Genomic DNA, 24,492 nt, shown 5'->3' on the forward strand with positions numbered 1-24,492 from the left:
CCTGGACAGGGAGACCGACCATGAAGAACTTCATGCTGACCGATCGAAAGCTCCATCCCTTCGCGCTCCGCTACGCGCGCGAATACCGAGAGGGCGCCCTATCGCGGCGAGAATTTTTCGCGGCAATGGCTGGTGTCGGCGTCACAGCTGCCGGTGCCATCGCGCTCGGCGGTATCGCACCAGAGGCGGCTAGGGCAGAAACAGCGCCAGTGAAGGGGGGCACCCTCCGCATTGGCCAGGTGGTGAAGCCTTTCCGCGACCCGCGCACCTTTGATGGCACCGAGATGGCCAACATCGCGCGCCAGTGCAACGAATACCTTGTGCGCTGGAAGCGGGACTTCAGCTTTGAACCGATGCTTCTTGCAGGCTGGGAAGCCTCGGACGACGCCAAGGCCCTGACCCTCAAGATCCGCCCCGGGATCACCTGGTCAAACGGCGACAAATTCGACGCGACGGATGTGATCTTCAACCTCACCCGCTGGTGCGACGCCACCGTCCCGGGCAATTCCATGGCCAGCCGCATGGCTACCCTGATCGACCCCAAGACGAAGCAGGCAGTGAAGGGCGGCATCGAAAAGGTCGATGACATGACCGTCCGGCTGAACCTGCCCAACCCAGACGTGACCCTCATAGCGGGCATGGCGGATTATCCGGCGCTCATCATGCACCGCTCCTATGACGGTGGCAGCGATCCGATGAAGGCTCTCGCGATCACGACCGGGCCGTGCAAACTGGTTTCGTGGGAGCCTGCCAACAAGGCCTCCGTAAAACGCTCGTCCCGACCTTGGTGGAACGGTTCCTTCTGGCTCGAGGGTGCGGAATGGAACGATCTTGGCACGGATCCGACCGCGATGGTGTCCGCCTATGAGAGCGGTGAGATTGACGCCAATTACGAAACGCCAGCATCCATGGTCGGCATGATGAAGGAGGCCGGCGCCGCCACGACAGATATCGCCACCGCCTCTACCATCGTCGCCCGGATGCAGGTCAATACCGCTCCCTATACTGACGAAAAGGTACGACAGGCCGTGCAGATGGCGGTGCGTAATGAGGTGCTCCTCGATATCGGCATCGACGGAAAGGGTGCGGTGGCCGCCGATCACCATGTCGGTCCCATGCATCCGGATTATGCCGATGTCGGACCTGCCAACTACGATCCGAAAAAGGCAATGACGTTGCTCAAGGCGGCAGGCAAGACGGGTTTCGAGCATAATATCGTCTCAGTCGCCACCGATTGGCAGACGAATACCGCCGACGCTTTGGCCAACCAACTGCGCAAGGCCGGCCTCAAGGTGAAGCGGACCGTAGTGCCCGGGCCGGTCTACTGGACAAACTGGACGAAGTATCCGTTCTCCCTGACGGAATGGACCGGCAGGCCTCTCGGCATACAGGTCCTGTCTCTCGCCTATCGCTCCGGTGCGGCATGGAACGAGAGCGGCTTTGCCGATCCTCAGTTCGACAAGTGGCTCGACAAGGCCCAGGCCATCCCCAGCTCCAAGATCCGCCAGGCGGTAATGGCGAAGCTGGAGACCAGGCTCCGCGGCGCGGGCGTCATCATTCAACCCTATTGGCGGTCGGTCTTCCGATCCAACCGACCGAACGTGCATGGCTACGCGGCGCACCAGGCCTTCGAGCAGCATCTCGACCTGGTCTGGATGAGCGCGTGACGCTCCGATGCCGGACTGGGCAGAGGGAGACCCGGCCATGCTTCGGGCGTGGCGCGACGCGCAGCCGGAGGTGGTCTCCCCCATCCTGCCGACGGGGCTGCGCGAGAAGGTAGTTCCGGCTGCGGGCGCATTTTGCGGCGGTATTCTTTTTGAACCATTCCAGCGCGTTGACCCTAGGATGGTGTTGCACTTCCACGGAGGTGGTTTCGTCGTAGGCTCGCCCCACACACACCGGATCGTCGCAGCCACTATCTGCGCGGAACTTGGTTTACCCGTTCTGTCCGCAGCCTATCGCCTTGCGCCGGAGCACTGCCTGCCTGACCAACCTGCGGATGCCGCCGCGGCAATCGAGGTAGCCGAGGCGATGTTCGACGGCACAGTAATCCTTGCCGGCGACAGCGCCGGAGCACTCGTGGCCCTTTGGGGGTATCACGCGGCTCCGGCTTCGCGTCGAGACAGGATCGCCGGTGCGCTCCTCTTCTACGGCATCTTCGGCACACCGCCCTCTCCCGATGAAGGCGACCCCGCACTTGTCGCGGCGGGACTGGACGCACGATCGATAGGGGCTGCCTATCGGCGGGTCGACCCCAAGTGTCTGATCGGGACAGCCAAGGAGTTCACACCAATGTCAGCAGGGTTTCGCCTGCCTGCGAAGACGGTCGTCATAGGGGCAGGGGCGGACCCCCTAGTTGCAGACAGCCACCGCTTCGCCGCGTGCCGGCCGGAGTGTTGCACACTGCAACTGGTAGCGGACGAGCCGCACGGTTTTCTGTCCTCGCCGCAGCCTTCGGCGAGAGCGCGAAGCGCCGTTCGCTCTGCTGCTGCAAGCTTGATGTTGTAGCCCAACGCATCTTGCAGAACGTGCGATAAGCACTTTCTCGCCGGACCTGTAGATCTGGCGAAGGCTGAGGGTGCGGGACGCGGCGGAGGACATAGGCCGGATACCCTTTGCCGCGCCCTGCTCGAGCGGCGGCAAGGCGCCCCATCTCGGCTGTTCCACGCCCGAGTTCAATACCCTGGGAGCGGTCTGGCCGCTTTCCCGTTGGCGCGGACCATTGGCCGCCGGCGCGCGGTGGCGGCATCAGTGCCAGGCGGATATTGATGCGGAGCGCAGGTCGCGCAATGTCTCGCGCAAGGAGCTTGTGAGAGCCAGCTTCTATCGCCCGCCTGCTTACCTCAACGCGTTGTGTCGTGGGTGGTCTCCTGACAATCTTCGACCTGAAGCCGTGCGAGAGGAACTTGAAGCCATTCTTAATGATCCCGGGCGCTTCGTTGGCACGTTCGATGATCCAGGTGCCGCGGTAGAACCTGCCGTTCGCCGCGGTCCATTCAGCGGTCTAGGAAGCGGACGAAGCGGACGTCGCTCCCAGCGCAAGACGTTGATCGGCAACCAACATCAGTCGACCATCCGTTCGACCTGTGGGAGGCCACTCAGGGAACGTTGGCCAACAACTCCACAGGAGGCGCAGGATGATCATCCGCGAGGGAACCGTGAAGACGGTCAAGGCTCCGGCCGAGAACTGCCCCGAATATGGCCTGATGGTTTGGTCGAGAGCCCGATCCGGATGGCTGGGCTCGACTGGCCAGTTAGGGACTTTTCGACGCTTTGCAGGCGGCAAGCGCGGATCGGGGTTCAGATCCCCTATCGCCGCACGGGGAAACCTTGAGCCTGCTTGTCGACATTCAGCCGGTACGTGCCACTGATGAGGTTCGTGTGAACCGGCGAGGGGGGAGTGAAGTTCCGGGGCGATGGCGAATAGTTGTCCCGCGAGCATGGGCCCTCCCGCCGCAGGCAATGGCGGAAGGTCCACATCGCCATGGATACGGAGACCGGCGACATACGCGCGGTCAAGTTCACCTCGAGCCGTCAAGGGGACAGCCCTCTGCTACCGGAACTGCCGGCGCAATTCCCCGGGGATGAGGAGGTCGCCACCGTCACCGCGGATGGTGCCTATGACACGCGACGATGCCACGCCGCGATCATCGCGCACGGTGCCCATGCCGGCATTCCAATCCGCCGCAACGGGCGCGCCTGAAAAGAGGACTGCCCTGCAGCCTCGGCTCGAAACGAGATCCTGCGGGGATTGCCAATTTGTTGGGCCGAAATCGGCATGGGCCTGAGTGGTGTTCGTCAGGCGCTCATTTCGAGGGCATAGATAGCCCAGAGATCGAAGGCGTCGGATCTGGCGTGTCGCCAGGAGAGAGCGGAGAGACGATAGCGGCGGGGTCGGAAGAGCGTGTCGACCTGGTCACGTGCGGCGAGGAACCTCTGGGCCTGTCCGGGTGACTTGAGCCGCCCCATGATCTTCTCGCGCTTTCGGGTCGACCGGTGCGATCCTTCGATGCGGTTGTTGAGCCCCTTGTGCGCGCGGTGATCCGCATCGGGTGCGAGATGGCCGATCGGTCTGGTATAACTGCGCAGCTTGTCGGTGACGACGACACGCGGAGTGACGAACCGGCCGATCAGCCGCTTCAGGAACCGCTTTGCTGCTTTCGCATTCCGCTGTTTCTGCACGAGGATGTCGAGCGCATCGCCGTTTGCGTCGACTGCTCGCCAAAACCAGAACTTCTCGCCGTTGATCGGCACGACGACCTCGTCGAGGTGCCACTTGTCGCTGGCGGTCGGCCTGTCGCGCCTGATGCAGGCGGCGAAGTGGCTCCCGAAGCGGTTCACCCACTGCCCCACGGTTTTCCGACTGATAATCACCCCGCGCTCGGCAAGCAGATCCTCGACATCCCCGGTACTGAGCGCGAACCGGTGATAGGCCCGGACCGCGTAAGCCACGATCTCGCGAGGAAGACGATAGCCCTTCAGGCGCGGCAGGGTGTCAGGCATCTTCATCCTCGCCACCTAAGACAACGCTACCCCAGGAACAACTTGGCAATCCCAAGTTGTCCGGTGGTCACAACGGCACCTGCGTGCAGCGACGGTTCAGACTGTCAAATAACCGCCGTCGACGAACACCGTCGTCCCGGTGACATAGGCCGAGGCGTCGGACGCCAGGAACACCGCCGCGTCGGCAACCTCTTCCGGCCGCCCCATGCGCCCCATCGGGATGTGGGCGAGCGACTGGCGGCGGCTCTCGGCATGACCCGGGTCGCCGCCCCGCGTCATAGGCGTATCGGTGAAGCCCGGCGCCAGCGCGTTGACCCGCACCCCGAAGGGAGCGAGGTCGAGCGCCATCGCCTTTACCAGCATTTTCGCCCCGCCCTTGGAGGCGACATAGGCCGCGCAGTTCCTCTGCGCCACTTCGCTCACTTGCGAGGTGACGAGCGTGATCGAGCCGCCCCCCCGCGGTACCATCGCCCGCGCAGCAGCCGCGGCGAAAAGAAAGGAGCCGGTCAGGTTGGTGGCGATTACTGCCTCCCACTGCGCGGGCGTGATTTCGTGGGCGAGCGCCGCCGGCCCACCGATCCCGGCCGAGGAGATCGCGGCATCGATCCGGCCGAGCCGCTCCACTGCCCGGGCGAAGAGCGCCGCGCTCGCCTCCGGATCGCGCACGTCGCAGGCCGCCGCCTCCACCCTTATGTCCCCACGCGCTATGCCGGCCGCCGTCTCGGCCGCGCCGGCCTCGGCCAGGTCGGCGAGGAGCAGATCGGCCCCGGCCCCGGCCAACGCCTCGGCGATTGAGCGGCCGATGCCGCTACCGGCCCCGGTCACCACTGCCACCCGTCCCTTCAGTGCATCGCTTGCCCAAGCCCCGCTCATAGCATCCCCTCGCGTTTCAGCATCCCAAGGCTTTCGTCGAAGGCGGCGACCGTCACCGCCACATCCCCTGGCGTATGGGCGGCGGAGAGAAGCCCGCCGGGCCAGCCGCTGAGATCGATGCCGTTCACGAGCATCGCCATCCGAAGAAGTCGCGCGAGCCCCGGCGGCTGCGCCTGCAGCCCCGCACGTCCGAGCCGCCTCGGATCGAACGGCGCCTCAGCGAGATCGGGCGCCGTGCACAGGTGAAAGGCCGAGGCCTCGCCATAGACGTGCCAGGCCACTTGCCTGGCGGCGAGCACCTCTGCGAGCCCGCGCCGCAGGTCGGCGGCCAGCGCCTCGGCCCGCCGGTTCGGTGCCCCGTCCCGGATCGCGGCGAGCGTGGCCACCCCGGCCGCCGCCGAAGCCGGCGCCGCGTTGAATGTGCCGGGGTGGTAGATCTTCTGTCGCCCGGCGCGCTCCGCGACCTCGAAATCGAGCCCTTCGAGAATCTCTGCCCGCCCCGCCACCGCGCCGCCCGGCTGCCCGCCGGCGACGATCTTGGCGAGTGTGGTCAGGTCAGGGGTGATCCCGGTCTTCTCCTGCACCCCGCCGGGGCTGACCCGGAAGCCGGTGATCACCTCATCGAAGATCAACAGCGTGCCAGTCTCGCGCGACCAGTTTCGGAGCTGTGCGAGAAAGTCGGTCGAAAGCGGGATCTTCCCCGTACAGGCGCCAAGGGGCTCCAGGATCACCGCCGCGAAGGCGCCCGTCCGTAGCGCCGCCTCAACCCTCGCCTCGTTGTAGGGGTCGAGTGCGGCGGTCTGCGCGGCCACCGCCTCGGGCACGCCGATCACCGTGCCGCCGTTGAAATGCGAGGCATAGCCAGCAGTCATGTCGTCCTGCCAGCCGTGATAGTGGGCGTGAAACCGCATCAGCCGGTCCCGCCCTGTGAAGGCACGGGCGAGGCGGACGGCCATCTGGGTGGCTTCCGAGCCGGAGGCGTGGAAGCGTACCTTCTCGGCCGAAGGCACCATGGCGACGATAGCCTCGGCCCAGGCCACCTCGGCCTCGTGGCAGGCGGCGAAATGGGTGCCGCGGGCCATCTGCTCCGCGACTGCCCGCATCACATCGGGGGGGTTGTGGCCGAGCAGCAGCGCGCCGTGGCCGCCGAAATAATCGATGTAGCAATTGCCGTCGGCGTCCCACTTCCGCGCGCCCTCGGCATGGGTGGCATAGACCGGATGCGGCCTCAAGTGGCGGGAATCGTGGACGATCCCGCTCGGCAGCACCGACCGAGCCCGTTCCGCCAGCACCGCCGACCGTGCAGTGCGTGCGCTGTAGAGAGCCTCGATCCTCCCCTCCGTCATTCCGTCTCCCCGGGGAACCCACTCATTGCAGTCCCGAGAAAAGGAGCTCGGTTCCACGAAGTCACGAAATTTTATAGGGGTCTAAGGGTCGAAACAGCTTGCCGCGCTCGGAATGTTCCAGTTCAGGGCGGCAAGCCCCGGGATTGTTGCGCCGATGGCCTCGAAAATATTGCGCTCGCATGGCCCGTCTAATTCGCCGCGCCAGTTGCGCGGCGACGCCATTCGCTTAGCGTCTCTGCATGCTGCACATCTCGGGGAGCCCAATGGCCCGCACATTCGTTGCCGCCGCCGCCCAGCTCGGCCCAATCGCTCGGCACGAGGGCCGCGTACCCGTCGTCGCCCGCATGGTGACGCTCCTTCACGAGGCGAAGGCCCGCGGTGTCTCCTTCGTCGCCTTCCCAGAGATGGCGCTCACCACCTTCTTCCCGCGCTGGCATATCGAAGATTCAGATGAGGTGCTTTCCTATTTCGAAGCCTCGATGCCCGGGCCCGAAACCCGGCCGCTGTTCGATACCGCCCGCGACCTCGGCATCGGCTTCTACCTCGGTTATGCCGAACTGATCCCCGGCCGCTCGGGCCTCAACCATCTGGGCTATAACACCGCGATCCTGGTCGACTCGGCTGGAAACGTCACCGCCAAGTACCGCAAGGTCCATGTCCCGGGCAACGCCGTGCCAGATGCCAGCCTCAAGCTCCAGCACCTCGAGCCATGGTATTTTGACGATGGCAACCTCGGGTTCCCGGTCACCGAGACGATGGGCGGCAAGTTCGGCATGCTCATCTGCAACGACCGTCGGTGGCCCGAGAGTTGGCGAATGCTCGGCCTCCAGGGGGCGGAGATTGTCGCGCTCGGCTACAACTCGCCCTCCCAGCTTCCTGACAATCCCGCCCAGAACGCGCTCCGCAAGATGCACCATCTGCTGCCGATGCAGTCGGCGGCCTACCAGAACGGCCTCTGGATCGTCGCCACCGCCAAGGCCGGGCTCGAAGGCGGCTGCCACATGATGGGCCACTCCTGCATTATCGCGCCCTCGGGAGAGGTGGTGGCCCTTTCTGCGACCGACGGCGACGAGCTTCTCACCTATCGCATCGACCTCGACGCTACCCAAGAATACAAGCGCTTCTTCGATTTCAAAACCTATCGCCGCCCCGAGGCCTACGGCCTGATCACCCAGCGGCACGAGTAAGCCCATGATCGCCCCCACCCGCGATTTCATCGGCTATGCCGGCGAACCTCCCGCGGCCCACTGGCCGAACGACGCCCGTGTCGCCGTCAACTTCTGCCTGAACTACGAGGAGGGGGGAGAGCTCTCCATCCTGAATGGTGACGACCGGTCCGAGACCCGGATCTCCGACGTAGCGGTGGAGGCGCGGATCGGTGCGCGCGACCTCAACATTGAATCTAGCTATGAATACGGCTCCCGCGTCGGCTACTGGCGGATCATGCGCGCCTTCACCGAGCGCGGGCTCGCCTGCACCGTCAACCTCGTCGGCCGTGCCGCCGAGGCGAACCCCGTCGCCGTGGCCGAGATGGTGAAGGCGGGCTTCGACCTCCAGCTCCACGGCTGGCGCTGGATCGACCAGGAGACGCTTTCCGAGGCAGAGGAGCGCGACCACATCGCCCGCCAGATCGCGCTTGCCACTCGCCTGGCCGGCAGCGCGCCCCTCGGCTACTACGCGGGCCTTCCCTCGATGAACACCCGCCGCCTGGTGGTGGAGGCCGGCTCCTTCCTCTACGACTCGGATGTCTACAACGACGACCTGCCCTACTGGTCGCCTGACCACCCGGGGCACCTGCTGGTCCCCTATTCCCTCGACACCAACGACTCGCGCTTCGGCCGCGCCGAGCGCTGCTATCAGGTCGGTGGTGAGTTTGTTGAATACATCAGCGACAGCTTCGACCTGCTTCATGCAGAGGGCGCTGGCCATCCCCAGATGATGACCGTCGGTTTGCACGCCCGCCTCATCGGCCGCCCCGGCCGGATTGGCGCGCTCCACCGGATCCTCGACCACATGAAGGCGAGGGGCGATGTCTGGATCTGCCGCCGCGCCGATCTCGCCCTTCACTGGGCCAAAGAGTGTCCCGACCCGCGGCTGAACACCTGACCACCGATCCCTTTCCCCTTGGAGAACTATCTTCGGTGGGTAAGGCGGGGGCCGGCTTGTTAGCCCGCACCGAACGTCAGAACAAACTCGGTGAGCAGGGCGATCCCGAGCCCCAGATCCTCCGCCTCCATCGCCTCGTCAGGGTTGTGGCTGCCGTTGGCATTTCGCACGAAGACCATGGCCACCGGCACCCCCGCCGCCGCGAAGGCTGCCGCGTCATGGCCCGCTCCGCTCGGGATCGGAGCCGCCGGGATGCTAAGCCGTCCCGCCGCCGCCGAAAGCCCAGCCATGAGCCGCGGGTCCATTCGCGCGGGTGCCCAGTTGAAGCTTTGCCCGAGATCAAAACGCACCCGCCTATGAGCCTCGATCGTGGCCAGGGCCTGGCGGAGCTCCCGCTCCACCCGGTTGAGCACCTCGAGAAACTCGCAGCGCACGTCGAGGGAGAATCCCAGCTCCCCTAGCACCCGGCTGCCGCCGTGCTGGGTGGGATCGGATTCCACCCGCCCGAAGGTGATGGTGAGCTCACGCCCCTCGGCCTCCAGCTGGTCCCAGATTGCCTCAGTCGCGGCGACGAGATCGGCGAAGCCCGTCACCGCGTCCGACCGGGAAAACCGGGGCTCCGCCCCGGAATGGGCATAGGCGCCGAAGATGCGGGCCTTCGGAAAGCGCCAGCCACCGGTCATCGCGGTCACGATGCCCAAGGGTTCGCCCCGCGCCAGCAGCCGAGGACCCTGCTCGATATGAAGTTCCACGAAGCCCACGATCCGGTCGGGGGCGATCTGCGCCACGCCCCGGCCCACCGCGCCGGGGTCGAAGCCCAATTCTGCCATGTGTTCGGCAAGCGTCCGCCCTGTGTCGGCTCGCCGGGCATCGAGCGCGGACACGGGCAGGCGGCCGAGCGCCGCCTCCGCCCCAGGGTAAGAGAGCGGGAACCACACCGCCTCCTCCGCCCGGGCCGCCATCACGATCAGGTCGCGCTCCGTCTCCACTCCCCGCCGGGCCAGCTCCGCCATCACCCCGAGCCCTGCGACGACCCCGGCCGCGCCGTCAAAATTGCCGCCATGCGGCACCGAATCAAGATGCGAACCGATTACAAGCGCGGGCAGGCTGGGGTCGCGCCCAGGCAGAGTGAGGTAGAGGTTGCCCGCCGCATCCACTCGCGCCTTGGCGCCGAGCGCCCGGCCGGTGCGGGCCGCAATGTCATGCGCCCGCTGCTCCCCAGGTCCGTAGGAGGCGCGCGTGACCCCCGGCGGGTCGAGGCTCGCCTCCCGGATCTCGTCGAGAAGCGCCGCTGCGAAGCCGGTCATCTCGGCAAGCCCCTCCATCACCTTAGCCCCGCCCGAGCCCGAGCCGAGCGCGGAGCTCCCGCGCCGAGAGCGGCGCCACCCCTACGCGCGCCATCACCGCGACCGCCTCCTCCACCAGCCGGGCATTCTCGACCAGCTCGCCGTCGAGTGTGGGGTGATCCTCGATCCCGGTCCTTAGGCCGCCCCCGCGCTCCACGACCAGGGGCGCGATGGCGCGGTGCGCCGTCTCGCCCTTCGAGCTTGCGCCCCAGTCGACACCCTCGGGCATCAGGTCCAGCATCGCCGCCAGCGCCGAGGGCCGGGCAGGTGCGCCCCAGACCACGCCGAAGCCGATCGAGAAGGGGGTCCGCTCCGGCACCGCGCCCAGGGACCGCATCTCGGCCGCAAGCGCCATCTGGCCGAGGTCGAAGACCGTCAGCTCCGGCAATACCCGGGTCGGGCGCAGAAGCTCTGCGATGCGGTAGAGCATGTCGGTCGGCGACAGGTAGACCTCGCCCCCCGTCCCGTAGGAGAAGCTTCCGCAGTCGAGCCCGGTCAGATCGGCGCCCGCCGGCACCAGATGGGCGATCCGCGCTTCCGGCGGCAGGATCGCCGCGGCATCCGCCGGTGCCACCGCGGGGGCGGTCAGCGCCACCGGCAGCGTCCCGCCGCCGCCGGAGGAGAGATGCACCAGCACATCCTCGTCCACCTCGCGGATGCGCGCCACCAACTCGGCGTAAAGCGCGGGATCGTTGGAAGAGCGGCCCGTCGCCGGATCGCGCACGTGGCAATGGACCACCGCCGCCCCGGCCCGTGCGGCAGCGCAAGCGTCGGCCGCAATTTCGGCCGGGGTGATCGCGACATGGGGCGTGGCGTCGCGCCCAATCACCGACCCGTTCACCGCGCAGGTGATCCAGCGCGCCGTCACGCTGGCCGCCCGCGCCGGAGAAGCGCTCCATGCCCCACTGCGCCAGGCTCAATTCGCCCGGTCCGTGCAACGATCCGCCCGCGGCTTATGGTCAGGACCGGCCGCCCAACCAACTCCATCCCCTCCCAGGGGGTGAAATCAACGTTGCTCAACATATCCTCCTGCCGAACCACCCAGCGCGCTTCCGGGTTCCAGAGCACCAGATCAGCATCTGCGCCTACCGCCAGCACGCCCTTCCGTCCGGCCAGGCCGAAGAGCGCTGCCGGCGCTCCGGCCGTCAGTTCCACGAACCGGTGGAGGCTGATCCGACCGGCCACGACGCCTTCCGAGAAAAGGATTGGCAGCAACGTCTGCAACCCCGGCATTCCGCCGGAAAAGGCGCTATAGGGACCCACGCCTTTTTCCTGTGCGCGGGCGATTTGGGCGAGCCGGTTCTGCGGCGAGTGGTCGGAGGACCAGATGGTGAGCCTGCCATCTGCAAGCGCCCGCCACAGCGCTGCCTGATCGACCTTCGTCCTGAGCGCGGGGGAGACGAGGAATTTCGCCCCCTCGAAGTCCGGTCGGTCCAGGTCGGCAGCGGTGAAGGTGAGGTAATGCGGGCAGGTCTCGCCCGAGACGCCCGCGCCTTCCAGCGCCGCTACTGAATCCGCGCCGCTGACGTGGAAAATGTGGACCCGCGCGCCGGTCGCCCCGGCATAGGTGCCGATGCGGCGGATCATCTCCGCCTCGACCGCGATCGGGCGCCCGGCCGCCTGCGCGGGCAGCCCGTTCCGTCCGGCCGCCGCCTCCCGCGCTCTGAAGAAGCTGATCAGCGCATCGTCCTCGGCATGGACGAGGCAGAGGAGCCCGTACCGCGCCGCCGCCGCCATGATTGCGAGGACGGCGGCATCGTCGAGGGCGTAGCCCTCGTAGGTGGTGAATAGCTTCAGCGAAGTGAAGCCACGTTCGGCCAGCCGCGGCAGGCCGTCGGCCAGAAAGCCCGGATCGGCCCGGCCGAGCTGGAGGTGGACGCCGTAGTCGATCACCGCCTGACCTTCTGCGGAGGCGAGATATTCGCCGAGCACCGTCTCGGGGTCCTCCGCCGCGCCACACATGGAATGCGAGAGCACTGTGGTCACTCCGCCGGCAGCCGCGGCGCTGGTTGCGGAGGTGAAATTGTCGGGACTGGGGATCTCCCCCGCAATGGCACGTTGGGCGATGTGGCAATGGCTATCGATCCCGCCTGGCAGGAGCAGAAGACCGCGGCCATCAATCTCTTCCCGCCCGGCCGGGAGATCCCGGCCGATCGCTGCGATCCGGCCGTCGGAGACTGCCAGATCGTCGGCGGTCTCGCCCTCCGGCGTCACTATCCGCGCGGACCTGATGACCAGATCGGCCGCGATCATCGCCCTCTCCTTTGCCTTCACAGGGGCACTTTAGCCCTCGCTCCGGCATGGGCTCGCATGATTATTTCCGCCTCATCGGTCCGGGAAAATTGGGCCTGCACCGCCGGACGTTTTCGCTAGATTTGCTGCATCTTGAACCGACCCGAGGCCGCGATGAATACCTTCTCCTATTCCGCCCCGCCGCAGAGCCAGCGCGATTTCATCGGCTACGGCCGCCATCCGCCCAGGATCGACTGGCCAGGCGGGGCGAAGCTCGTCCTGAACCCGGTGATTGTCTATGAGGAGGGGTCGGAATATTCGCTCACCGAGGGGCATGGGCGTAACGAGGGCTGGGGCGAGTATAACACCCAAGTGGGCCCCAATCTGCGCGACCTTGGGACCGAGACCCACTTCGAATTCGGCTCGCGCGTTGGCATTTGGCGCCTCGCGCGGATGCTGGAGGAACTTGGGCTGCAGGCCACCGTCTCTGCCACCGCAGTGGCGCTCGACCGCAACCGCGAAGTTGCGGCCTGGATGATCGAGGCGGGGCACGACCTTCTAGGGCATGGCTGGCGCTGGTTCGAGGCTTGGGACCAGAGCCGCGAGGAAGAACGCGAGCATCTTCTGAAGGCCGTGGCGCTTTACCGGGAGGTTCTCGGCCATCGCCCGATCGGCTGGAACCAACGCTCCTTCCCCTCCGTCAACACCTTCGATCTTCTGGTTGAGGAGGGCGGTTTTCTATATACCTCCGACCCCTGCAACGACGAGATCCCATATTTCACCCGGAGCTCCCGCGGCCGGATGCTGGTCGTGCCCTATTCCAAGACCTTCAACGACAGTCGTTTTCTGGTCTCGCCAGGCTATTCCAACCCTGGCGATTTTGCTGCAGATGCCATCGCTGGGATCGATTACCTGCTTGCCGAAGCCGATCGGATTGGCGGCCGGATGATGACCGTCGCCGTCCATGCCCGCTGGACCGGCCAGCCGAACCGCGCCTCGGGGCTGCGGCGGATCCTGGAACATGCGCTCGCCACGCCCGGGGTGGCGATCATGCGGCGCGACGACATTGCCCGGCATGTCCTTGAGCATTGCGCCGATCTGCCGACGCTGCCGCGGGCGTAGCCATAGCTGCGCGGGATATTTCGCACAAAAGGAGAGGGGGGACGGATCCCCCCTCGACGTGGCCGAGCATCGTTCAGAGAGCCTTCAGGCCTCCATCCACCATTTGTACATGTGGAACTCGAACATCGGGTGAATCTCGGTGCCGTGTACCGTTTTGCGGGCACTGTTGTAGAGCGTCCGCCAGTAGGGGATGATGGTCACGGCCTTTTCGACCATAATCTCCTCTAGCCGTTTCATGACCACCCGGCGCTTGTCGGCATCGGCGATGGATATCGCCTTTTCCAGAAGCTGGTCGAACTCGGGATCGGAGAAATGCGTCTCGTTCCAGGGCACGCCGGTCTTATAGGCGAGGATCATCACCTGGATGGCAAGCGGGCGGGGGCCCCATTCGGTTGCGGAGAACGGGTATTTCGTCCAGTCGTTCCAGTAAGTTGAGCCGGGCAGGATCGTCCGCTTGATCTTGATCCCGGCATCTCGGATCTGCGACGCCACCGCGTCGCAAGTGGCCGCCTGCCAGTTGGTGTCGACCGAGATCAGCTCAAACTCGTGGTCGAGCATCCCGGCCTTCTCGATCAGCGCCTTGGCTTGTTTCGGGTCGGGCTTCACCGGAGGCAATGGCGCATAGGCAGGCTGGATCGGCGCGGCGTGGAAATTCTCCGCCACCTTGCCGTGGCCGGAGAAGCCGAGGCTCAGCACGACGCTGTTGTCTACGGCAAGCTCCATCGCCTTGCGCACGTTGACGTCCTTGAACTCGGGCGAGTCCTGGTTGAAGCGCACGGTGATTGTTGACGCGGTGACAACATGAGCCTCGTTCCAGTCGGGCAGGCTGCCGAACATCTTCACGTAGTCGCCGACCGTCTGGTAGGTCATGTCGATCTCGTCGGATTCCGCCGCCGCTATATAGGCCGCGGAATCGGTGCCCAGATCAATGAACTGGATCTCGTCGAGCCAAGGGCCGCCCCAGCCTTCGGTATCGGTGCCCCACCATTTGTGCTTGGTGTTCTTGGTGAGCACCTGCTTCACGCCGACCTGGTTGGTTGTGGGCAGGAAAGGGCCTGTACCGATTGGATTAACCGAAGGGTCGCCGCCCGTGTAGCTCGGGTGCACCAGCGCTGCCGGGTAGTCAGAGAAGCCGGGGATGATGGTGATGTCAGAATACCTCGGCTTCAGAATGACGGTGTGGTCGTCCACCACCTGCATCGCCGCCGGGTCGAGCTTCTTGGTTTTCTCATCGATGAGGCTGAGAAGGCGGGTCGCCATCGAATTGCCGGCCACGGCGCTGTCGCACCAGCGCTCGATATTGAAGGCCACATCTTTCGACGTGAAGGGATCGCCGTTATTCCAGGTCACGCCCTTTCGCAGGTGAAGGGTGATCTGCGTTGCGTCGCTGTTCACGTCCCAGCTTTCGAGGAGCATCCCGCGCATCGAGCCGTCACGGTTGTATTCTACGAGATATTCGAGCCACCCGCGGCCAAAGTTGGCAATCTGAGACCAGTCCCAGGTGCGCGGATCTTTCAGTGCCCGGGTCTCCATCTCGACACGGAGCGTGCCGCCCGCCTTGGGAGTCGCTGCCGCCGCTGCCGCCTTAGGGGCGTCCAGCCCGATCATCGCATAGGCTGCCGCCGCAGAGATGCCGAGCGCGGAGGCCCTGGTCAGGAACTCGCGGCGGCTAATCTCGCCGGCCTCATGCTCCTTGGCGTAGACCTGCACCGCGGGGTGAAGGCCGGATGTGGCTTTGTTCTCGTCGTCCATGAGTCGCAGTCTCCCTGGTGGTTTTTTTGTCTGGGGTGCGTCATGCCGCACCGAACCGGGGCGCCACGCGCGGAGCCACGCTAACCGGCTGAATAGACCGGAGATTTTCATAATGGTACTGAGTCCCTCAGCTCCGCACACGCGATTACTTCGGCGCCTTTCCCCAAGGAAAACATGGTCATGGCAGCCCGGATTCCACTTGCTTCGGGGACGGGGGCGGCAATGCTTAGGGTGTGGAGCGGAGGGGTTTTATGCATCTTCTCGTCACCGGCGGCACGGGGTTCGTGATGGCCCATGTCGTGCGCCAGCACCTGCTGGCTGATCCCGAGGCTCGGGCGACCATTGTCGATATCGCAGCGCTCGACGGGCCCGCCCGACGCTTCTTCGCCGGCCTCGAGGGGCGGATGCGGGTCGTGGTGACGGATCTCAACGACCCGTCGACCTACGCGACGCTGCCGGGTGACGCTGATGCCGTCGTCCATGGCGCGGCGATGACCCCACATCGTTACACTGCGCCCGATGGAGCCGAGCACTGGCCGGAGCGGGACGCACCACTACGCATTGTCGAGACCAATATCATGGCCACGGCGCGGCTGCTCGACTGGTGGCGGGGCCAGCCTGGGGGCGGGCGGTTCGTCTATCTCTCCTCCGGCTCGGTTTATGCTCCAGAGGTGCCGGGCGTGGAGTTCGTCGGCGAGGACGATCATGTCCGCCCCGACGCACTCTACGACATCACGAAATACACCGGCGAGCGGCTGACCCGTCGGTTTGGCGCGCTTTACGGGCGGCCCATGGTCTCGGTGCGGCTGTCGAGCGTCTTCGGCGCGATGGACCGCGCGACCGGGGCACGGCATGTCCGCTGCATCCCGCAGCGCCTGGCCATGAACGCACTGGCCGGCCGGCCGAGTCGCGTCGTTTCGGCCGAAGCGACGGGCGACTACGTCTCTGTCACCGATGTGGCCCGGGCAATACGCCTCCTCATCGCCGCGCCGGAGGGCACGCTTGCGCATTCAGTCTACAACATCGCCGACGCCAAACTGACGACCATCAGCGAACTGCAGGCGCTTCTCGCTCCGCTAACGGGCGGGTGTCCGGTCGAGGTGGTGGCGGAGGCCGAGGCCGAGATCACCCAGCCCGCCTCGCTCCGAACCGGCAAATACGCCGCCTACGACACCGCGCGCCTGGCTGCCGATACCGGCTGGTCGCCGCGTCCGATGGCCGAGACGCTCGCGGAATACGTGGACTGGCTGAAGGCGGAGGCCGCCGCGGGGTAGGGCTGGCGCTTCTCCCGGCCCTTAGCCGCGCAGCCGTAGTCCCTCCGGGTCGAACGGCGGCCGCTCCAGGATCCGGGCACGGTGCGGCTGGCCGAGCACCGCCACGGAGAGCTCGATGTCCGGCCGGGCGTGATCGGCCTTCACGTAGCCAATCGCCAACGATTTGCCCACCGAGTAGCCGTAGGCGCCGGATGAGACCTGGCCCACCGGGGTGCCGTCGGCGAGGAAGATCGGCTCGCCGCCGGTCGCATCCGCATCCACTGCCTCGATCTCGACCATGATCATCCGGTCCCGCGGCGCCTTGCTGGCGACGGCTCGGTAAGCTTCGGAATTCAGGAAAGGCCCTTTGTCGAGCTTCACCAGTCGCTCCAGCCCCGATTCCTGCGGCCAATATTCCGGCGAATACTCCCGCCCCCAGCTTCCGTAGCCCTTCTCGATCCGGAGAGAGGCGAGTGCCCGCGAGCCGACCGGCCCGGCGCCGAACTCGCGGCCGGCCTCGATGAGCGCGGTGTAGAGCGCCGCCTGATCCACGGCCCGACAATGCAGCTCCCAGCCGAGATCGCCCGTGAACGAGACCCTGAGGGCGGTGACCTCGATCCCCGCGACGGTGATGCGCGCCGAGCGCAGGAAGGGGAAGGCTTCGTTCGTGAGGTCCGCATTGGTCAGCCGTGCAAGGATTTCCCTCGCCTTCGGTCCGGCGAGGTTGAAGCCACAATGGCTTTCTGTGAGCGAGCGGAAAGTGGTGCCATCGGGCAGCGGCACGGCATTGAAGAAGCGCTGGTGGAAGCGCTCGGCCATGCCGGAGCCGACCATCAGGAACTCGCCCTCGCCCAGGTTTGTCACCGTGAAGTCGCCGGCCACACCGCCGCGCTTGCCGATTAGCGGGGCAAGGCAGCTCCGCCCCGGCACCGAGGGCATCCGGTTGGCGAGAAGCGCGTTCAGCCAGCCCTCCGCCCCCGGCCCCCTCACCTGGTATTTGGCGTAGTTGGAGATATCGAGAATGCCGGCCCGCTCGCGCAACATCCGCACCTCGCGGCCGACAGGCTCCCACCAGTTTTGGCGGGTAAAGCCCACCGTCTCCTCCCGTGGCTCGCCGTTGGTGGAGAACCAAAGAGGATGCTCCCAGCCGTAGTTGAGCCCGAAGATCGCACCCATCTCCTTCTGCATCCGGTAGACCGGTCGGGTCCTCACTGGACGGCCCGCCGCGCGTTCCTCGTTCGGGAAATGGATCTTGAACCGGTGGGAGTACTGGTCCTGCACTCGCGCCTTGGTGAATTCCTTGCCTGCCCAGGCGCCGTAGCGGGCCATGTCCCAGCCGAAGAGATCAAGGGTGGGCTCGCCCTGGATGATCCATTCCGCGGCGAGTTTGCCGAGCCCGCCAGATTGCGAGAAGCCGGGGATCAACCCGTTGCAGCAGAAGTAGTTGCTCAGCTCGGGCACCGGTCCGAAAAGCACCGCCGAGTCTGGCGACCAGATCATTGGGCCGTTGATCACCCGTTTGATCCCCGCCGTGCCGACCGCAGGAACCCGGGCGATGGCGCGTAGCATATTGGGCTCGATCCTTTCCAGATCGTCAGCGAAAAGCTCATGACCGAAGCCCTGCGGTGTGCCCTTCTCCGCCCAGAACCGCATGTCTCGCTCATAGGCGCCGACGAGCAGGCCGAGCCCCTCCTGGCGCAGGTAGTACTCCCCGTCGCGGTCGGCGACTGAGGGTAGGCGGCGGCCGAGCGAGGCGATCTCGGCGATCGTCTCGGTGACGAAATACTGGTGCTCGGTCGGGATCAGCGGCAGGTCGACCCCGGCGAGCGCGGCCACCTCGCGGCCCCAGAGCCCGGCGGCGTTCACCACCCATTGTGTATGGATCTCGCCCTTCTCTGTATGCACGATCCAGGAGCCGTCGGGCTGTGGTTCTGTGCCGGTCACCGGGGTGAAACGGTGGATCTCCGCCCCCCGGGCGCGGGCGCCGGCGGCATAGGCATGGGTCACTCCGGAGGGGTCCACATTGCCGCCATCGGGTTCATACATGATGCAGCGGATGCCGTCGAAGTCGACCAGCGGGTGCAGCCTCTCTGCCTCGTCGCGGCTGACCTCGTGGAAGTTCATCCCGTAGCGCCGGGCCTTGGCCTCCTGGAGCCGGAGCTGATGTTCGCGCTCCTCGGTCTGGGCGAGGTAGAGCGAACCGGGCTGGAAGATGCCGCAGCCTTGGCCGGTCTCGGCCTCCAGCTCCTTGTAGAGGTTCATCGTGTAGTGCTGGAGCCGGCTGATGTTGGTGGAATCGTGCAGCCCGTGGATGTTCGCTGCCGCGTGCCAGGTGCTGCCGGAGGTAAGCTCGCTCCGCTCCAGAAGCACGACGTCGCTCCAGCCGAGCTTGGCCAGGTGGTAGAGGATTGAACAGCCGGCGAGCCCGCCCCCGATGACAACGGCCTGAGCGTGAGTGCGCATGAATCCTGGTCCTCCCCGGGGGCGATGCCTTGAGATCGTAGGAGGCGGCCCTAGGCCGGTAAAGCCGTCCCGCGGTCCGGGCGGGGCAAACGGCAGCTGGAATGGCTGAAAAAATCAACGCCATGGGGAACGGAAATCTTTTGGCGCCCAACGGGCGGCACCGAGCCGACCGGCATGGCTCGGTTTCGGCTGGCCTTAGAGCGGATGTTCTCTTTTATATCAATTATATACGACCCGGCCCCCGTTTCCGCGCCGCCCGTGCCTGCTGCGACGGTCGGGGCTAGACGACGGCCCGCATTCGCGGCTTACTTCGCCCGGCCATAGACCCGGAGGACCGATGATCCGCCCGCTCCCTTCCGTTGCCGCGCTCTCGCCCTATCCGATGGCGGATCCGGCCCCGCCGGGTTCCATCGCCCTGTCGCAGAACGAGAGCGCCTTTCCCCCGAGCCCCGCGGTGGCCGAGGCTCTGCGCCGCGCCGCCGAGGGGGCGGAGCTCTATCCCGACACCGACTGGACCGCGCTACGCGCCGCGCTCGGCGCGGCCCACGGCCTCGATCCGGCGCGCCTTCTGTGCGGCGCGGGCTCGATGGAGCTGATCGGCGCCCTGATCCGCGCCTTCGCCGGGCCAGACGACGAGGTGCTGGCCCCGGCACAGGGCTATATCTTCGTCGCCACCGCCGCCGCCCAGGCCGGCGCCCGCTACGTCACCGCGCCGGAGCGCGATTTTCGGGTGGATATTGCGGCGCTCCTCGCCGCGGTGACGCCGGCGACCCGCATCGTCTTTCTCTGCAACCCCGGCAACCCGACCGGCACCGCGATCGCGAATGCCGAGATCGTCGGGTTCCGCGAGCGACTGGCTGGGGACGTACTTCTCGTCATCGATCAGGCCTACGGGGAATTCGATGGGCAGGACGCGGCGCCTCTCTTCCGTCTGGTGGAGCGCGGCGACACAGTGGTGATCCGCACCCTCTCCAAGGCCTACGGCCTCGCGGGGGCCCGGGTCGGTTGGGGGCTCTTCCCGCCTGAGATCGCCGAGGAGGTGCGCAAGCTTATCAGCCCCGGCAATGTTGCCGCGACGAGCCAGGCGATGGCGGTTGCCGCGCTGGCCGACCAGGCCTACATGCGCCGCACGGTGGCCGTGACCGCCGCCCGCCGCGGCCGCTTTGCCGCCGGTCTCCGCGCTCTGGGGCTTACGCCGCCGGAGAGCCGGACGAATTTTGTCCTAATCCCTTTCGCCGACCCCGAGACCGCCGCGGCCGCCGACAGGGCGCTGAAGGCGGCTGGCCTCATTTTGCGGAGCATGAGGGGCTACGGCCTCGGCCACTGCCTGCGTGCCACCATCGGCCCGGAACCGGCAATGGAACGTACACTGGCCGTGATCGCCGAGGTTCTGAGAGGGCGGAACGTCGACGGACCGGGAGTCCGATGACGGTAGCGTGAGGGAGCTATCCTTGAACCGGAATTAGGGCCGAAGCCCCGCTGGGCCAGGGCCCGCCCTTATGGCTCCCCTAAGCCGATTTCCTCCCGCCGATGCGCCACATAGGCGTCGAGTTCTTCGCGAACCCCGGGGTCCATCACCGGCTCCTCATAGTCAGCCAGCGCCTGCTGCCAGAGTGATGTCGCCCGGTCGAGCGCGTCATGAGCCCCGGCGATCTCCCAATTCTCGTAGTTCGTCCAGTCCGACAGCATTGGCCGGTAGAAGGCTGTCTCATAGCGCGCCATCGTATGGGCCGCACCGAAGAAATGCCCGCCAGTCGGCACCTCGCGGATCGCGTCGAAGCCCAGATCGTCCTCGCCGAAGGCCAAAGGTTTCAGGAACTCTACCATGTTCTGGAGGATCTCCACGTCGAGGATCAGCTTCTCGTAAGACGCCGTGAGCCCGCCCTGTAGCCACCCCGCCGCGTGGTAGATGAGGTTCGCGCCGCCGAGCACCGCGCCCCAGGTGGCCATCTCCGTCTCATAGGCCGCCTGCAGATCGACCGCGTTCGAGGCGTTGGAGTTCGAAGTGCGGTAGGGCAGCCCATAGCGCCGGGCCAGCTGGCCGCCGACCACATTGGCCTTCGCGTTCTCCGGTGTGCCGAAGGCAGGCGCGCCCGAGCGCATATCGACGTTGGAGGTGAAGGCGCCGTACATCACGGGCGTCCCTGGATTTACGAGCTGGGTCAGCACGATGCCGAACAGCGCCTCGGCGTTCTGCTGAGCGAGTGCCGCGGCCAGCGTCACCGGCGTCATAGCCCCCATCAGCGTGAAGGGGGTGATCGTGACCGGCTGGCCGTGCTCCGCCATGGCGATCAGGCCGTCGCCCATCTGCTCGTCGAAGAGCCGGGGGGAGTTGACCGAGATGATCGTCGTTACGCCAGGCGAGGCACGCATCTCGTCGAGCGTGATGCCGCGGGCGATCGCGGTCATTCGGATGCCGTCCAACACCCGGCCTCGGCCGATGGCAGAGAGGTGGAAGCAGCGGTCCGAAAGCGTCAGATTGGCCCGGTAGGTATCCAGGTGCCGGCTCCCTGCCGGAAGCTCCACTGGCGCCACCACCTGGTTGCCGATCATGTGGATCACATTGAAGTGCTGGGCGAGGCGGATGAAGTTTTCATAATCCTTGAGGTTGCCCGAGCGACGCCCGTTCACCCGGTCATGCACGTTGGGCGGCCCGGCGACGAGGCCGAAGACCATCGCATTTCCGCCGAAGAGAAGCTCCCGCTCCGGATTGCGGCTGGTCAGGGTGTAGCGCGAGGGCGCGGTCTTCAGCGCCTCAGCCACCAGGCTCTCGTCGATCCGCACCACCGAGCTTTCGCGGTCCACGATTGCGCCCGCTTCCTCAAAGAGGTCGAGCACGTTGGCCCCCATCACGCGAATGCCCAGCTCCGACAGGATGCGCATCGAGGTCGCGTGCAGCCGGTCCATCTGCTCGGGGTCGAGAAGCTCCATCGGCCGGTAGGGGTTTTCCACCCGCTGCCAGGGCATCTGGGGGATGCCCTCATGGCTCCGTCCTGCCCGTGCCTTACGTCCGCCGCCACGCCGTTCGCTCGACATTCCTATCCCCTCAATAGCCTCGCACTGGATCGACGATATTTTCGAGCGGCTCGCCGCGTCGGTAGCGGCGCAGGTTTTCCGCGAAGATCCGCAAGGCGCCCTCCTCCCAGCCGGGGTAGACGGCAGAGCAATGCGGAGTGATCAGCACGTTCTCGCGCGACCAGAGCGGATCCTCCGGGGGCAGTGGCTCGGTCTCGAAGACGTCGAGCGCGGCTCCCTTGAGCCGGCCGCCCTCGAGCGCCGCGACGAGCGCCGCGCCGGAGACCACGCCACCACGCGAGACGTCGATGAGGACCGCGCCTGGCTTCATAGCGGCGAAGGCCTCCGGCCCGAAGAGCCCGCGCGTCGACTCGTTGAGCGGCACGCAGACGGCAACGAAATCCGCACGTGGCAGCAGCGTGAGGAGGTCGGCCTCGCCATGCACCTCATCAACATCAGGTGTCGGCCGCGGCCGCGCCCGGCAGCCGAGCACGACGAGCCCCGCAGCCTTTGCCCGCCGCGCTACCGCAGCGCCAGTCTTGCCGAGCCCAACGATCAGTGCCGTTCGCCCGGCGACCGGCTCCACGCCGAGGGCGAGCCATTCCCGCCGCCGCTGCGCCTGCGCGAAGACGTGGCGGTTCTGCGCGAAATGCAGCATTGCGCCCATAACGCATTCTGCCATCATCTCAGAGGCCACTCCGGCTGAATTGGTCACGGTGATCCGCGCCGGATCCCAGGGTCGCAGGTGGTCGGTCCCCGAACCGCCGACGGCAATCCAGCGCAGGGCCGGCGCCGCCATCAGCGCCTCGCGCGGATAGGGTGCCGTGCCGGGAAAGCGCATGGAATAGACCACCTCGGCCTGGGTCTCTGCCAGCGCCGCCTTCATTCCCTCGTGGCTATCGCAGAGGTGGACCGAAAGGTCGGGATGGGTCTCCGCCAGCAACTGCCGTGCGCGGGCGCCGCCGTCGGTATGCAGAAGGACGATGGGCCGATCGCTCATAGTTGCGCCTCCGCTTCGTAGCCCAAGGCGTCCAGTCGGGTGGTGAGTTCGAGGCCCGACTCCCACGTCGCATCGAGGTGCGGCGCGCGGAGGTTCAGCCAGCGTCGGTCGTTTGAGTGGACGGCAAGAACCGCCTTGATCCCGCCGATTAGCCCGGCCTTCTGCACTGCCTGGCGCTTGGCCTTCATCACGGCCTCGGCGGCCACGACGTCGCGCCCGGCCCGGACGCCGTCGTAGACAGCCCGGATTTCCCGCGCGTTGAGGTTCACCGTGGCCGAGATGCAGCCCGTGCCCCCTGCGGCGAGCCCAGGTACCAGGAAGCTCTCTGAGCCCGGGAATACCGCGATCTCCGGCGCTGCCGCGATCACCGCCTGGGTGTTCGCCCAGTCGCCGGAACTGTCCTTGTAGGCGACCACCGCCCCGGGAAACCGCTCGCCAAGCCGACCCGCTAGCTCCGGCGTCACCGGCACGCCGCTGTTCTGGGGGATGTTGTAGAGGATCACCCGGAGACGCGGGTCCTCCACCTGTCTGATCAGCTCGGCGAAGTAGCGTGCCTGCCCGTCGTCGCCAACCGTGCCGTAGAAGAACGAGGGCAGCACCATAACCGCCGCGCAGCCGAGCCCAACTGCATGGACCGAAAGCGCCACCGTGTCGGGCAGCGCGGTGAGCCCGGTGCCGGGCATTAGCCGGTCGGCGGCGATCCCGTCCTCCACAAGCCATTCGAGCGCTTGCATCCGCTCCGCCATACCGATGGAAAGCGCCTCGCCGGTCGTCCCGAAGGGCGAGAGGTAGTGCGCTCCCTCGGCGAGGATCGCCTGGGCGTGGCTCAGGTAGAGGTCGCGTGCGATGGTGCCGTCATCGTTGAAGGGGGTCACGAGCGGGCAGACGACGCCAGCGAGTTTCGTCATGGTTCCACTTCTCTCTGGCAGAGGTCATGGGTCGCCGCAGCGACCCGACCGATCAGGTGTGCCGTCAGGGTGATATCGAAGAGTATGTCGAAGCCCCTTCCGCCGCGTAAGACCACCGCTTCCACCCCGCAGATCCGGGTCTGGGCGATACGGTCCCCAGGGAAGATCGTCGGCCTGAGATCGACCGCGCAAAGTCGCGCCATCGCCTCGTCTTGCGCGGGACCCGAGAGGCGGAACCAAGCCCAGCCCTCTTCGCGCCAGGCGCTCCAACCGCGCGGGCCGGGGTGAGCACGCCAACTCTCGAGGGTCCGATCGAGCGCCTCACCAGCGCCCTCGGCCAGCAGCAGCAGATCCTCACGCCCGAGCCGCAGGAGCCGCATCCCTTGCCAGTCGGCAAGCCGGTTCACCTCCGGCAGCGCCGCGCCATGGCCAATGAGCCAGTCGGTGCTGCCGGGGCCCTTCAGCCCGAACCTCGGCGCCGCCGTCAGATCGGCGAGGTCGAGCGGGCCCTTGGGAAGCGCCAGCCCCTCGGCTGCACCGCCGGGATTGCGAGGATGAACCTGCTGTATCATG

19 protein-coding genes and 1 pseudogene are annotated in these 24,492 nt (G+C 66.5%); 8 read left to right on the plus strand and 12 right to left on the minus strand.

Going from position 1 to position 24,492, the window contains the following annotated elements:
- Positions 1 to 20: 20 nt before the first annotated feature.
- The 3 genes and pseudogenes from EIP85_RS14580 to EIP85_RS14590 all read left to right on the plus strand — a co-directional run.
- Positions 21 to 1,667: an ABC transporter substrate-binding protein gene (locus EIP85_RS14580; RefSeq protein ID WP_127902946.1), complete on the plus strand. Its 1,647-nt coding sequence runs from the start codon at positions 21 to 23 to the stop codon at positions 1,665 to 1,667.
- Between the two features lie 37 nt (positions 1,668 to 1,704).
- Positions 1,705 to 2,508: an alpha/beta hydrolase fold domain-containing protein gene (locus tag EIP85_RS14585; protein ID WP_164871745.1), complete on the plus strand. Its 804-nt coding sequence runs from the start codon at positions 1,705 to 1,707 to the stop codon at positions 2,506 to 2,508.
- Positions 2,509 to 3,187: 679 nt separating this feature from the next.
- Positions 3,188 to 3,700, plus strand: a pseudogene (locus EIP85_RS14590) (IS5 family transposase); the annotation flags it as partial.
- Positions 3,701 to 3,798: 98 nt separating this feature from the next.
- Here EIP85_RS14590 and EIP85_RS14595 read toward each other — a convergent pair.
- The 3 genes from EIP85_RS14595 to EIP85_RS14605 form a co-directional block, all read right to left on the minus strand.
- Entirely contained in the window at positions 3,799 to 4,509 is a 711-nt protein-coding gene (locus tag EIP85_RS14595) for an IS6 family transposase (protein ID WP_127902948.1), read from the minus strand.
- A gap of 90 nt (positions 4,510 to 4,599) precedes the next feature.
- Positions 4,600 to 5,376 carry an SDR family NAD(P)-dependent oxidoreductase gene (locus EIP85_RS14600; RefSeq protein WP_127902949.1) on the minus strand — a complete coding sequence of 259 codons (777 nt, stop codon included), beginning with the start codon at positions 5,374 to 5,376 and terminating at the stop codon, positions 4,600 to 4,602.
- Positions 5,373 to 6,722, minus strand: a complete 1,350-nt coding sequence (locus EIP85_RS14605) for an aspartate aminotransferase family protein (RefSeq protein WP_127902950.1) — start codon at positions 6,720 to 6,722, stop codon at positions 5,373 to 5,375. Before EIP85_RS14605 ends, EIP85_RS14600 begins: the two co-directional genes overlap by 4 nt.
- A gap of 263 nt (positions 6,723 to 6,985) precedes the next feature.
- Here EIP85_RS14605 and EIP85_RS14610 point away from each other — a divergent pair, with 263 nt between their 5' ends.
- Together EIP85_RS14610 and EIP85_RS14615 are read left to right on the plus strand one after the other, a co-directional pair.
- On the plus strand, positions 6,986 to 7,909 hold the full coding sequence (locus EIP85_RS14610; protein WP_127902951.1) for a nitrilase-related carbon-nitrogen hydrolase: 924 nt from the start codon (positions 6,986 to 6,988) through the stop codon (positions 7,907 to 7,909).
- A 4-nt stretch (positions 7,910 to 7,913) separates the two neighbouring features.
- Positions 7,914 to 8,828 carry a polysaccharide deacetylase family protein gene (locus EIP85_RS14615; protein ID WP_127902952.1) on the plus strand — a complete coding sequence of 305 codons (915 nt, stop codon included), beginning with the start codon at positions 7,914 to 7,916 and terminating at the stop codon, positions 8,826 to 8,828.
- A 59-nt stretch (positions 8,829 to 8,887) separates the two neighbouring features.
- On the opposite strand, the gene EIP85_RS14620 is transcribed toward EIP85_RS14615, so the two are convergent.
- From EIP85_RS14620 to EIP85_RS14630, 3 genes are read right to left on the minus strand one after another with little or no spacing between them, the layout of a single operon-like run.
- Entirely contained in the window at positions 8,888 to 10,153 is a 1,266-nt protein-coding gene (locus EIP85_RS14620; RefSeq protein ID WP_127902953.1) for a Zn-dependent hydrolase, read from the minus strand.
- Positions 10,154 to 10,157: 4 nt separating this feature from the next.
- Positions 10,158 to 11,042 carry a beta-keto acid cleavage family enzyme gene (locus EIP85_RS14625; RefSeq protein WP_127902954.1) on the minus strand — a complete coding sequence of 295 codons (885 nt, stop codon included), beginning with the start codon at positions 11,040 to 11,042 and terminating at the stop codon, positions 10,158 to 10,160.
- Positions 11,039 to 12,427 carry an amidohydrolase family protein gene (locus EIP85_RS14630; protein WP_127902955.1) on the minus strand — a complete coding sequence of 463 codons (1,389 nt, stop codon included), beginning with the start codon at positions 12,425 to 12,427 and terminating at the stop codon, positions 11,039 to 11,041. The genes EIP85_RS14625 and EIP85_RS14630 overlap by 4 nt, the downstream gene beginning before the upstream one ends.
- A 153-nt stretch (positions 12,428 to 12,580) precedes the next feature.
- Here EIP85_RS14630 and EIP85_RS14635 point away from each other — a divergent pair, with 153 nt between their 5' ends.
- The gene (locus tag EIP85_RS14635) at positions 12,581 to 13,528 is read left to right on the plus strand and encodes a polysaccharide deacetylase family protein (RefSeq protein ID WP_127902956.1); all 948 of its coding nucleotides are present in this window, start codon (positions 12,581 to 12,583) and stop codon (positions 13,526 to 13,528) included.
- A gap of 84 nt (positions 13,529 to 13,612) precedes the next feature.
- On the opposite strand, the gene EIP85_RS14640 is transcribed toward EIP85_RS14635, so the two are convergent.
- Positions 13,613 to 15,280 (minus strand): ABC transporter substrate-binding protein, encoded by a 1,668-nt coding sequence (locus EIP85_RS14640; RefSeq protein ID WP_127902957.1) that lies wholly within the window; start codon positions 15,278 to 15,280, stop codon positions 13,613 to 13,615.
- A gap of 251 nt (positions 15,281 to 15,531) precedes the next feature.
- On the opposite strand from EIP85_RS14640, the gene EIP85_RS14645 reads away from it, so the two are divergent.
- Positions 15,532 to 16,554 (plus strand): NAD-dependent epimerase/dehydratase family protein, encoded by a 1,023-nt coding sequence (locus tag EIP85_RS14645; protein WP_127902958.1) that lies wholly within the window; start codon positions 15,532 to 15,534, stop codon positions 16,552 to 16,554.
- A gap of 21 nt (positions 16,555 to 16,575) precedes the next feature.
- Here EIP85_RS14645 and EIP85_RS14650 read toward each other — a convergent pair whose 3' ends face one another.
- On the minus strand, positions 16,576 to 18,996 hold the full coding sequence (locus EIP85_RS14650) for a GcvT family protein (RefSeq protein ID WP_127902959.1): 2,421 nt from the start codon (positions 18,994 to 18,996) through the stop codon (positions 16,576 to 16,578).
- Positions 18,997 to 19,333: 337 nt separating this feature from the next.
- Between EIP85_RS14650 and EIP85_RS14655 the strand changes: the two genes are divergently transcribed.
- A complete protein-coding gene (locus tag EIP85_RS14655; RefSeq protein WP_127902960.1) occupies positions 19,334 to 20,425 on the plus strand; it encodes a pyridoxal phosphate-dependent aminotransferase in 1,092 nt (363 codons plus the stop codon).
- Positions 20,426 to 20,493: 68 nt separating this feature from the next.
- Here EIP85_RS14655 and EIP85_RS14660 read toward each other — a convergent pair whose 3' ends face one another.
- Genes EIP85_RS14660 through EIP85_RS14675 form a run of 4 tightly spaced genes read right to left on the minus strand, consistent with a single transcriptional unit; the run spans position 20,494 to position 24,491 of the window.
- The gene (locus tag EIP85_RS14660) at positions 20,494 to 22,032 is read right to left on the minus strand and encodes a trimethylamine methyltransferase family protein (RefSeq protein WP_127902961.1); all 1,539 of its coding nucleotides are present in this window, start codon (positions 22,030 to 22,032) and stop codon (positions 20,494 to 20,496) included.
- A 10-nt stretch (positions 22,033 to 22,042) separates the two neighbouring features.
- Positions 22,043 to 23,011, minus strand: coding sequence for a D-2-hydroxyacid dehydrogenase (locus EIP85_RS14665; RefSeq protein WP_127902962.1), 969 nt, complete (start codon positions 23,009 to 23,011; stop codon positions 22,043 to 22,045).
- The gene (locus EIP85_RS14670; RefSeq protein WP_127902963.1) at positions 23,008 to 23,919 is read right to left on the minus strand and encodes a dihydrodipicolinate synthase family protein; all 912 of its coding nucleotides are present in this window, start codon (positions 23,917 to 23,919) and stop codon (positions 23,008 to 23,010) included. Before EIP85_RS14670 ends, EIP85_RS14665 begins: the two co-directional genes overlap by 4 nt.
- On the minus strand, positions 23,916 to 24,491 hold the full coding sequence (locus tag EIP85_RS14675; RefSeq protein ID WP_127902964.1) for an aminomethyltransferase family protein: 576 nt from the start codon (positions 24,489 to 24,491) through the stop codon (positions 23,916 to 23,918). Before EIP85_RS14675 ends, EIP85_RS14670 begins: the two co-directional genes overlap by 4 nt.
- Position 24,492: the final 1 nt, after the last annotated feature.

This window comes from Solirhodobacter olei, assembly GCF_004010155.1.
In the GTDB taxonomy this organism is placed as follows: Bacteria; Pseudomonadota; Alphaproteobacteria; order Rhodobacterales; family Rhodobacteraceae; genus Solirhodobacter; species Solirhodobacter olei.

What these genes read in the sequence shown, in the direction of transcription:
- EIP85_RS14580 (WP_127902946.1), top strand. Translation starts at nt 21, where the DNA reads ATGAAGAACTTCATGCTGACCGATCGAAAGCTCCATCCCTTCGCGCTC.
- EIP85_RS14585 (WP_164871745.1), top strand. Translation starts at nt 1,705, where the DNA reads ATGCTTCGGGCGTGGCGCGACGCGCAGCCGGAGGTGGTCTCCCCCATC.
- EIP85_RS14595 (WP_127902948.1), bottom strand. Translation starts at nt 4,509, where the DNA reads ATGAAGATGCCTGACACCCTGCCGCGCCTGAAGGGCTATCGTCTTCCT.
- EIP85_RS14600 (WP_127902949.1), bottom strand. Translation starts at nt 5,376, where the DNA reads ATGAGCGGGGCTTGGGCAAGCGATGCACTGAAGGGACGGGTGGCAGTG.
- EIP85_RS14605 (WP_127902950.1), bottom strand. Translation starts at nt 6,722, where the DNA reads ATGACGGAGGGGAGGATCGAGGCTCTCTACAGCGCACGCACTGCACGG.
- EIP85_RS14610 (WP_127902951.1), top strand. Translation starts at nt 6,986, where the DNA reads ATGGCCCGCACATTCGTTGCCGCCGCCGCCCAGCTCGGCCCAATCGCT.
- EIP85_RS14615 (WP_127902952.1), top strand. Translation starts at nt 7,914, where the DNA reads ATGATCGCCCCCACCCGCGATTTCATCGGCTATGCCGGCGAACCTCCC.
- EIP85_RS14620 (WP_127902953.1), bottom strand. Translation starts at nt 10,153, where the DNA reads ATGGAGGGGCTTGCCGAGATGACCGGCTTCGCAGCGGCGCTTCTCGAC.
- EIP85_RS14630 (WP_127902955.1), bottom strand. Translation starts at nt 12,427, where the DNA reads ATGATCGCGGCCGATCTGGTCATCAGGTCCGCGCGGATAGTGACGCCG.
- EIP85_RS14635 (WP_127902956.1), top strand. Translation starts at nt 12,581, where the DNA reads ATGAATACCTTCTCCTATTCCGCCCCGCCGCAGAGCCAGCGCGATTTC.
- EIP85_RS14640 (WP_127902957.1), bottom strand. Translation starts at nt 15,280, where the DNA reads ATGGACGACGAGAACAAAGCCACATCCGGCCTTCACCCCGCGGTGCAG.
- EIP85_RS14645 (WP_127902958.1), top strand. Translation starts at nt 15,532, where the DNA reads ATGCATCTTCTCGTCACCGGCGGCACGGGGTTCGTGATGGCCCATGTC.
- EIP85_RS14650 (WP_127902959.1), bottom strand. Translation starts at nt 18,996, where the DNA reads ATGCGCACTCACGCTCAGGCCGTTGTCATCGGGGGCGGGCTCGCCGGC.
- EIP85_RS14655 (WP_127902960.1), top strand. Translation starts at nt 19,334, where the DNA reads ATGATCCGCCCGCTCCCTTCCGTTGCCGCGCTCTCGCCCTATCCGATG.
- EIP85_RS14660 (WP_127902961.1), bottom strand. Translation starts at nt 22,032, where the DNA reads ATGTCGAGCGAACGGCGTGGCGGCGGACGTAAGGCACGGGCAGGACGG.
- EIP85_RS14665 (WP_127902962.1), bottom strand. Translation starts at nt 23,011, where the DNA reads ATGAGCGATCGGCCCATCGTCCTTCTGCATACCGACGGCGGCGCCCGC.
- EIP85_RS14670 (WP_127902963.1), bottom strand. Translation starts at nt 23,919, where the DNA reads ATGACGAAACTCGCTGGCGTCGTCTGCCCGCTCGTGACCCCCTTCAAC.
- EIP85_RS14675 (WP_127902964.1), bottom strand. Translation starts at nt 24,491, where the DNA reads ATGATACAGCAGGTTCATCCTCGCAATCCCGGCGGTGCAGCCGAGGGG.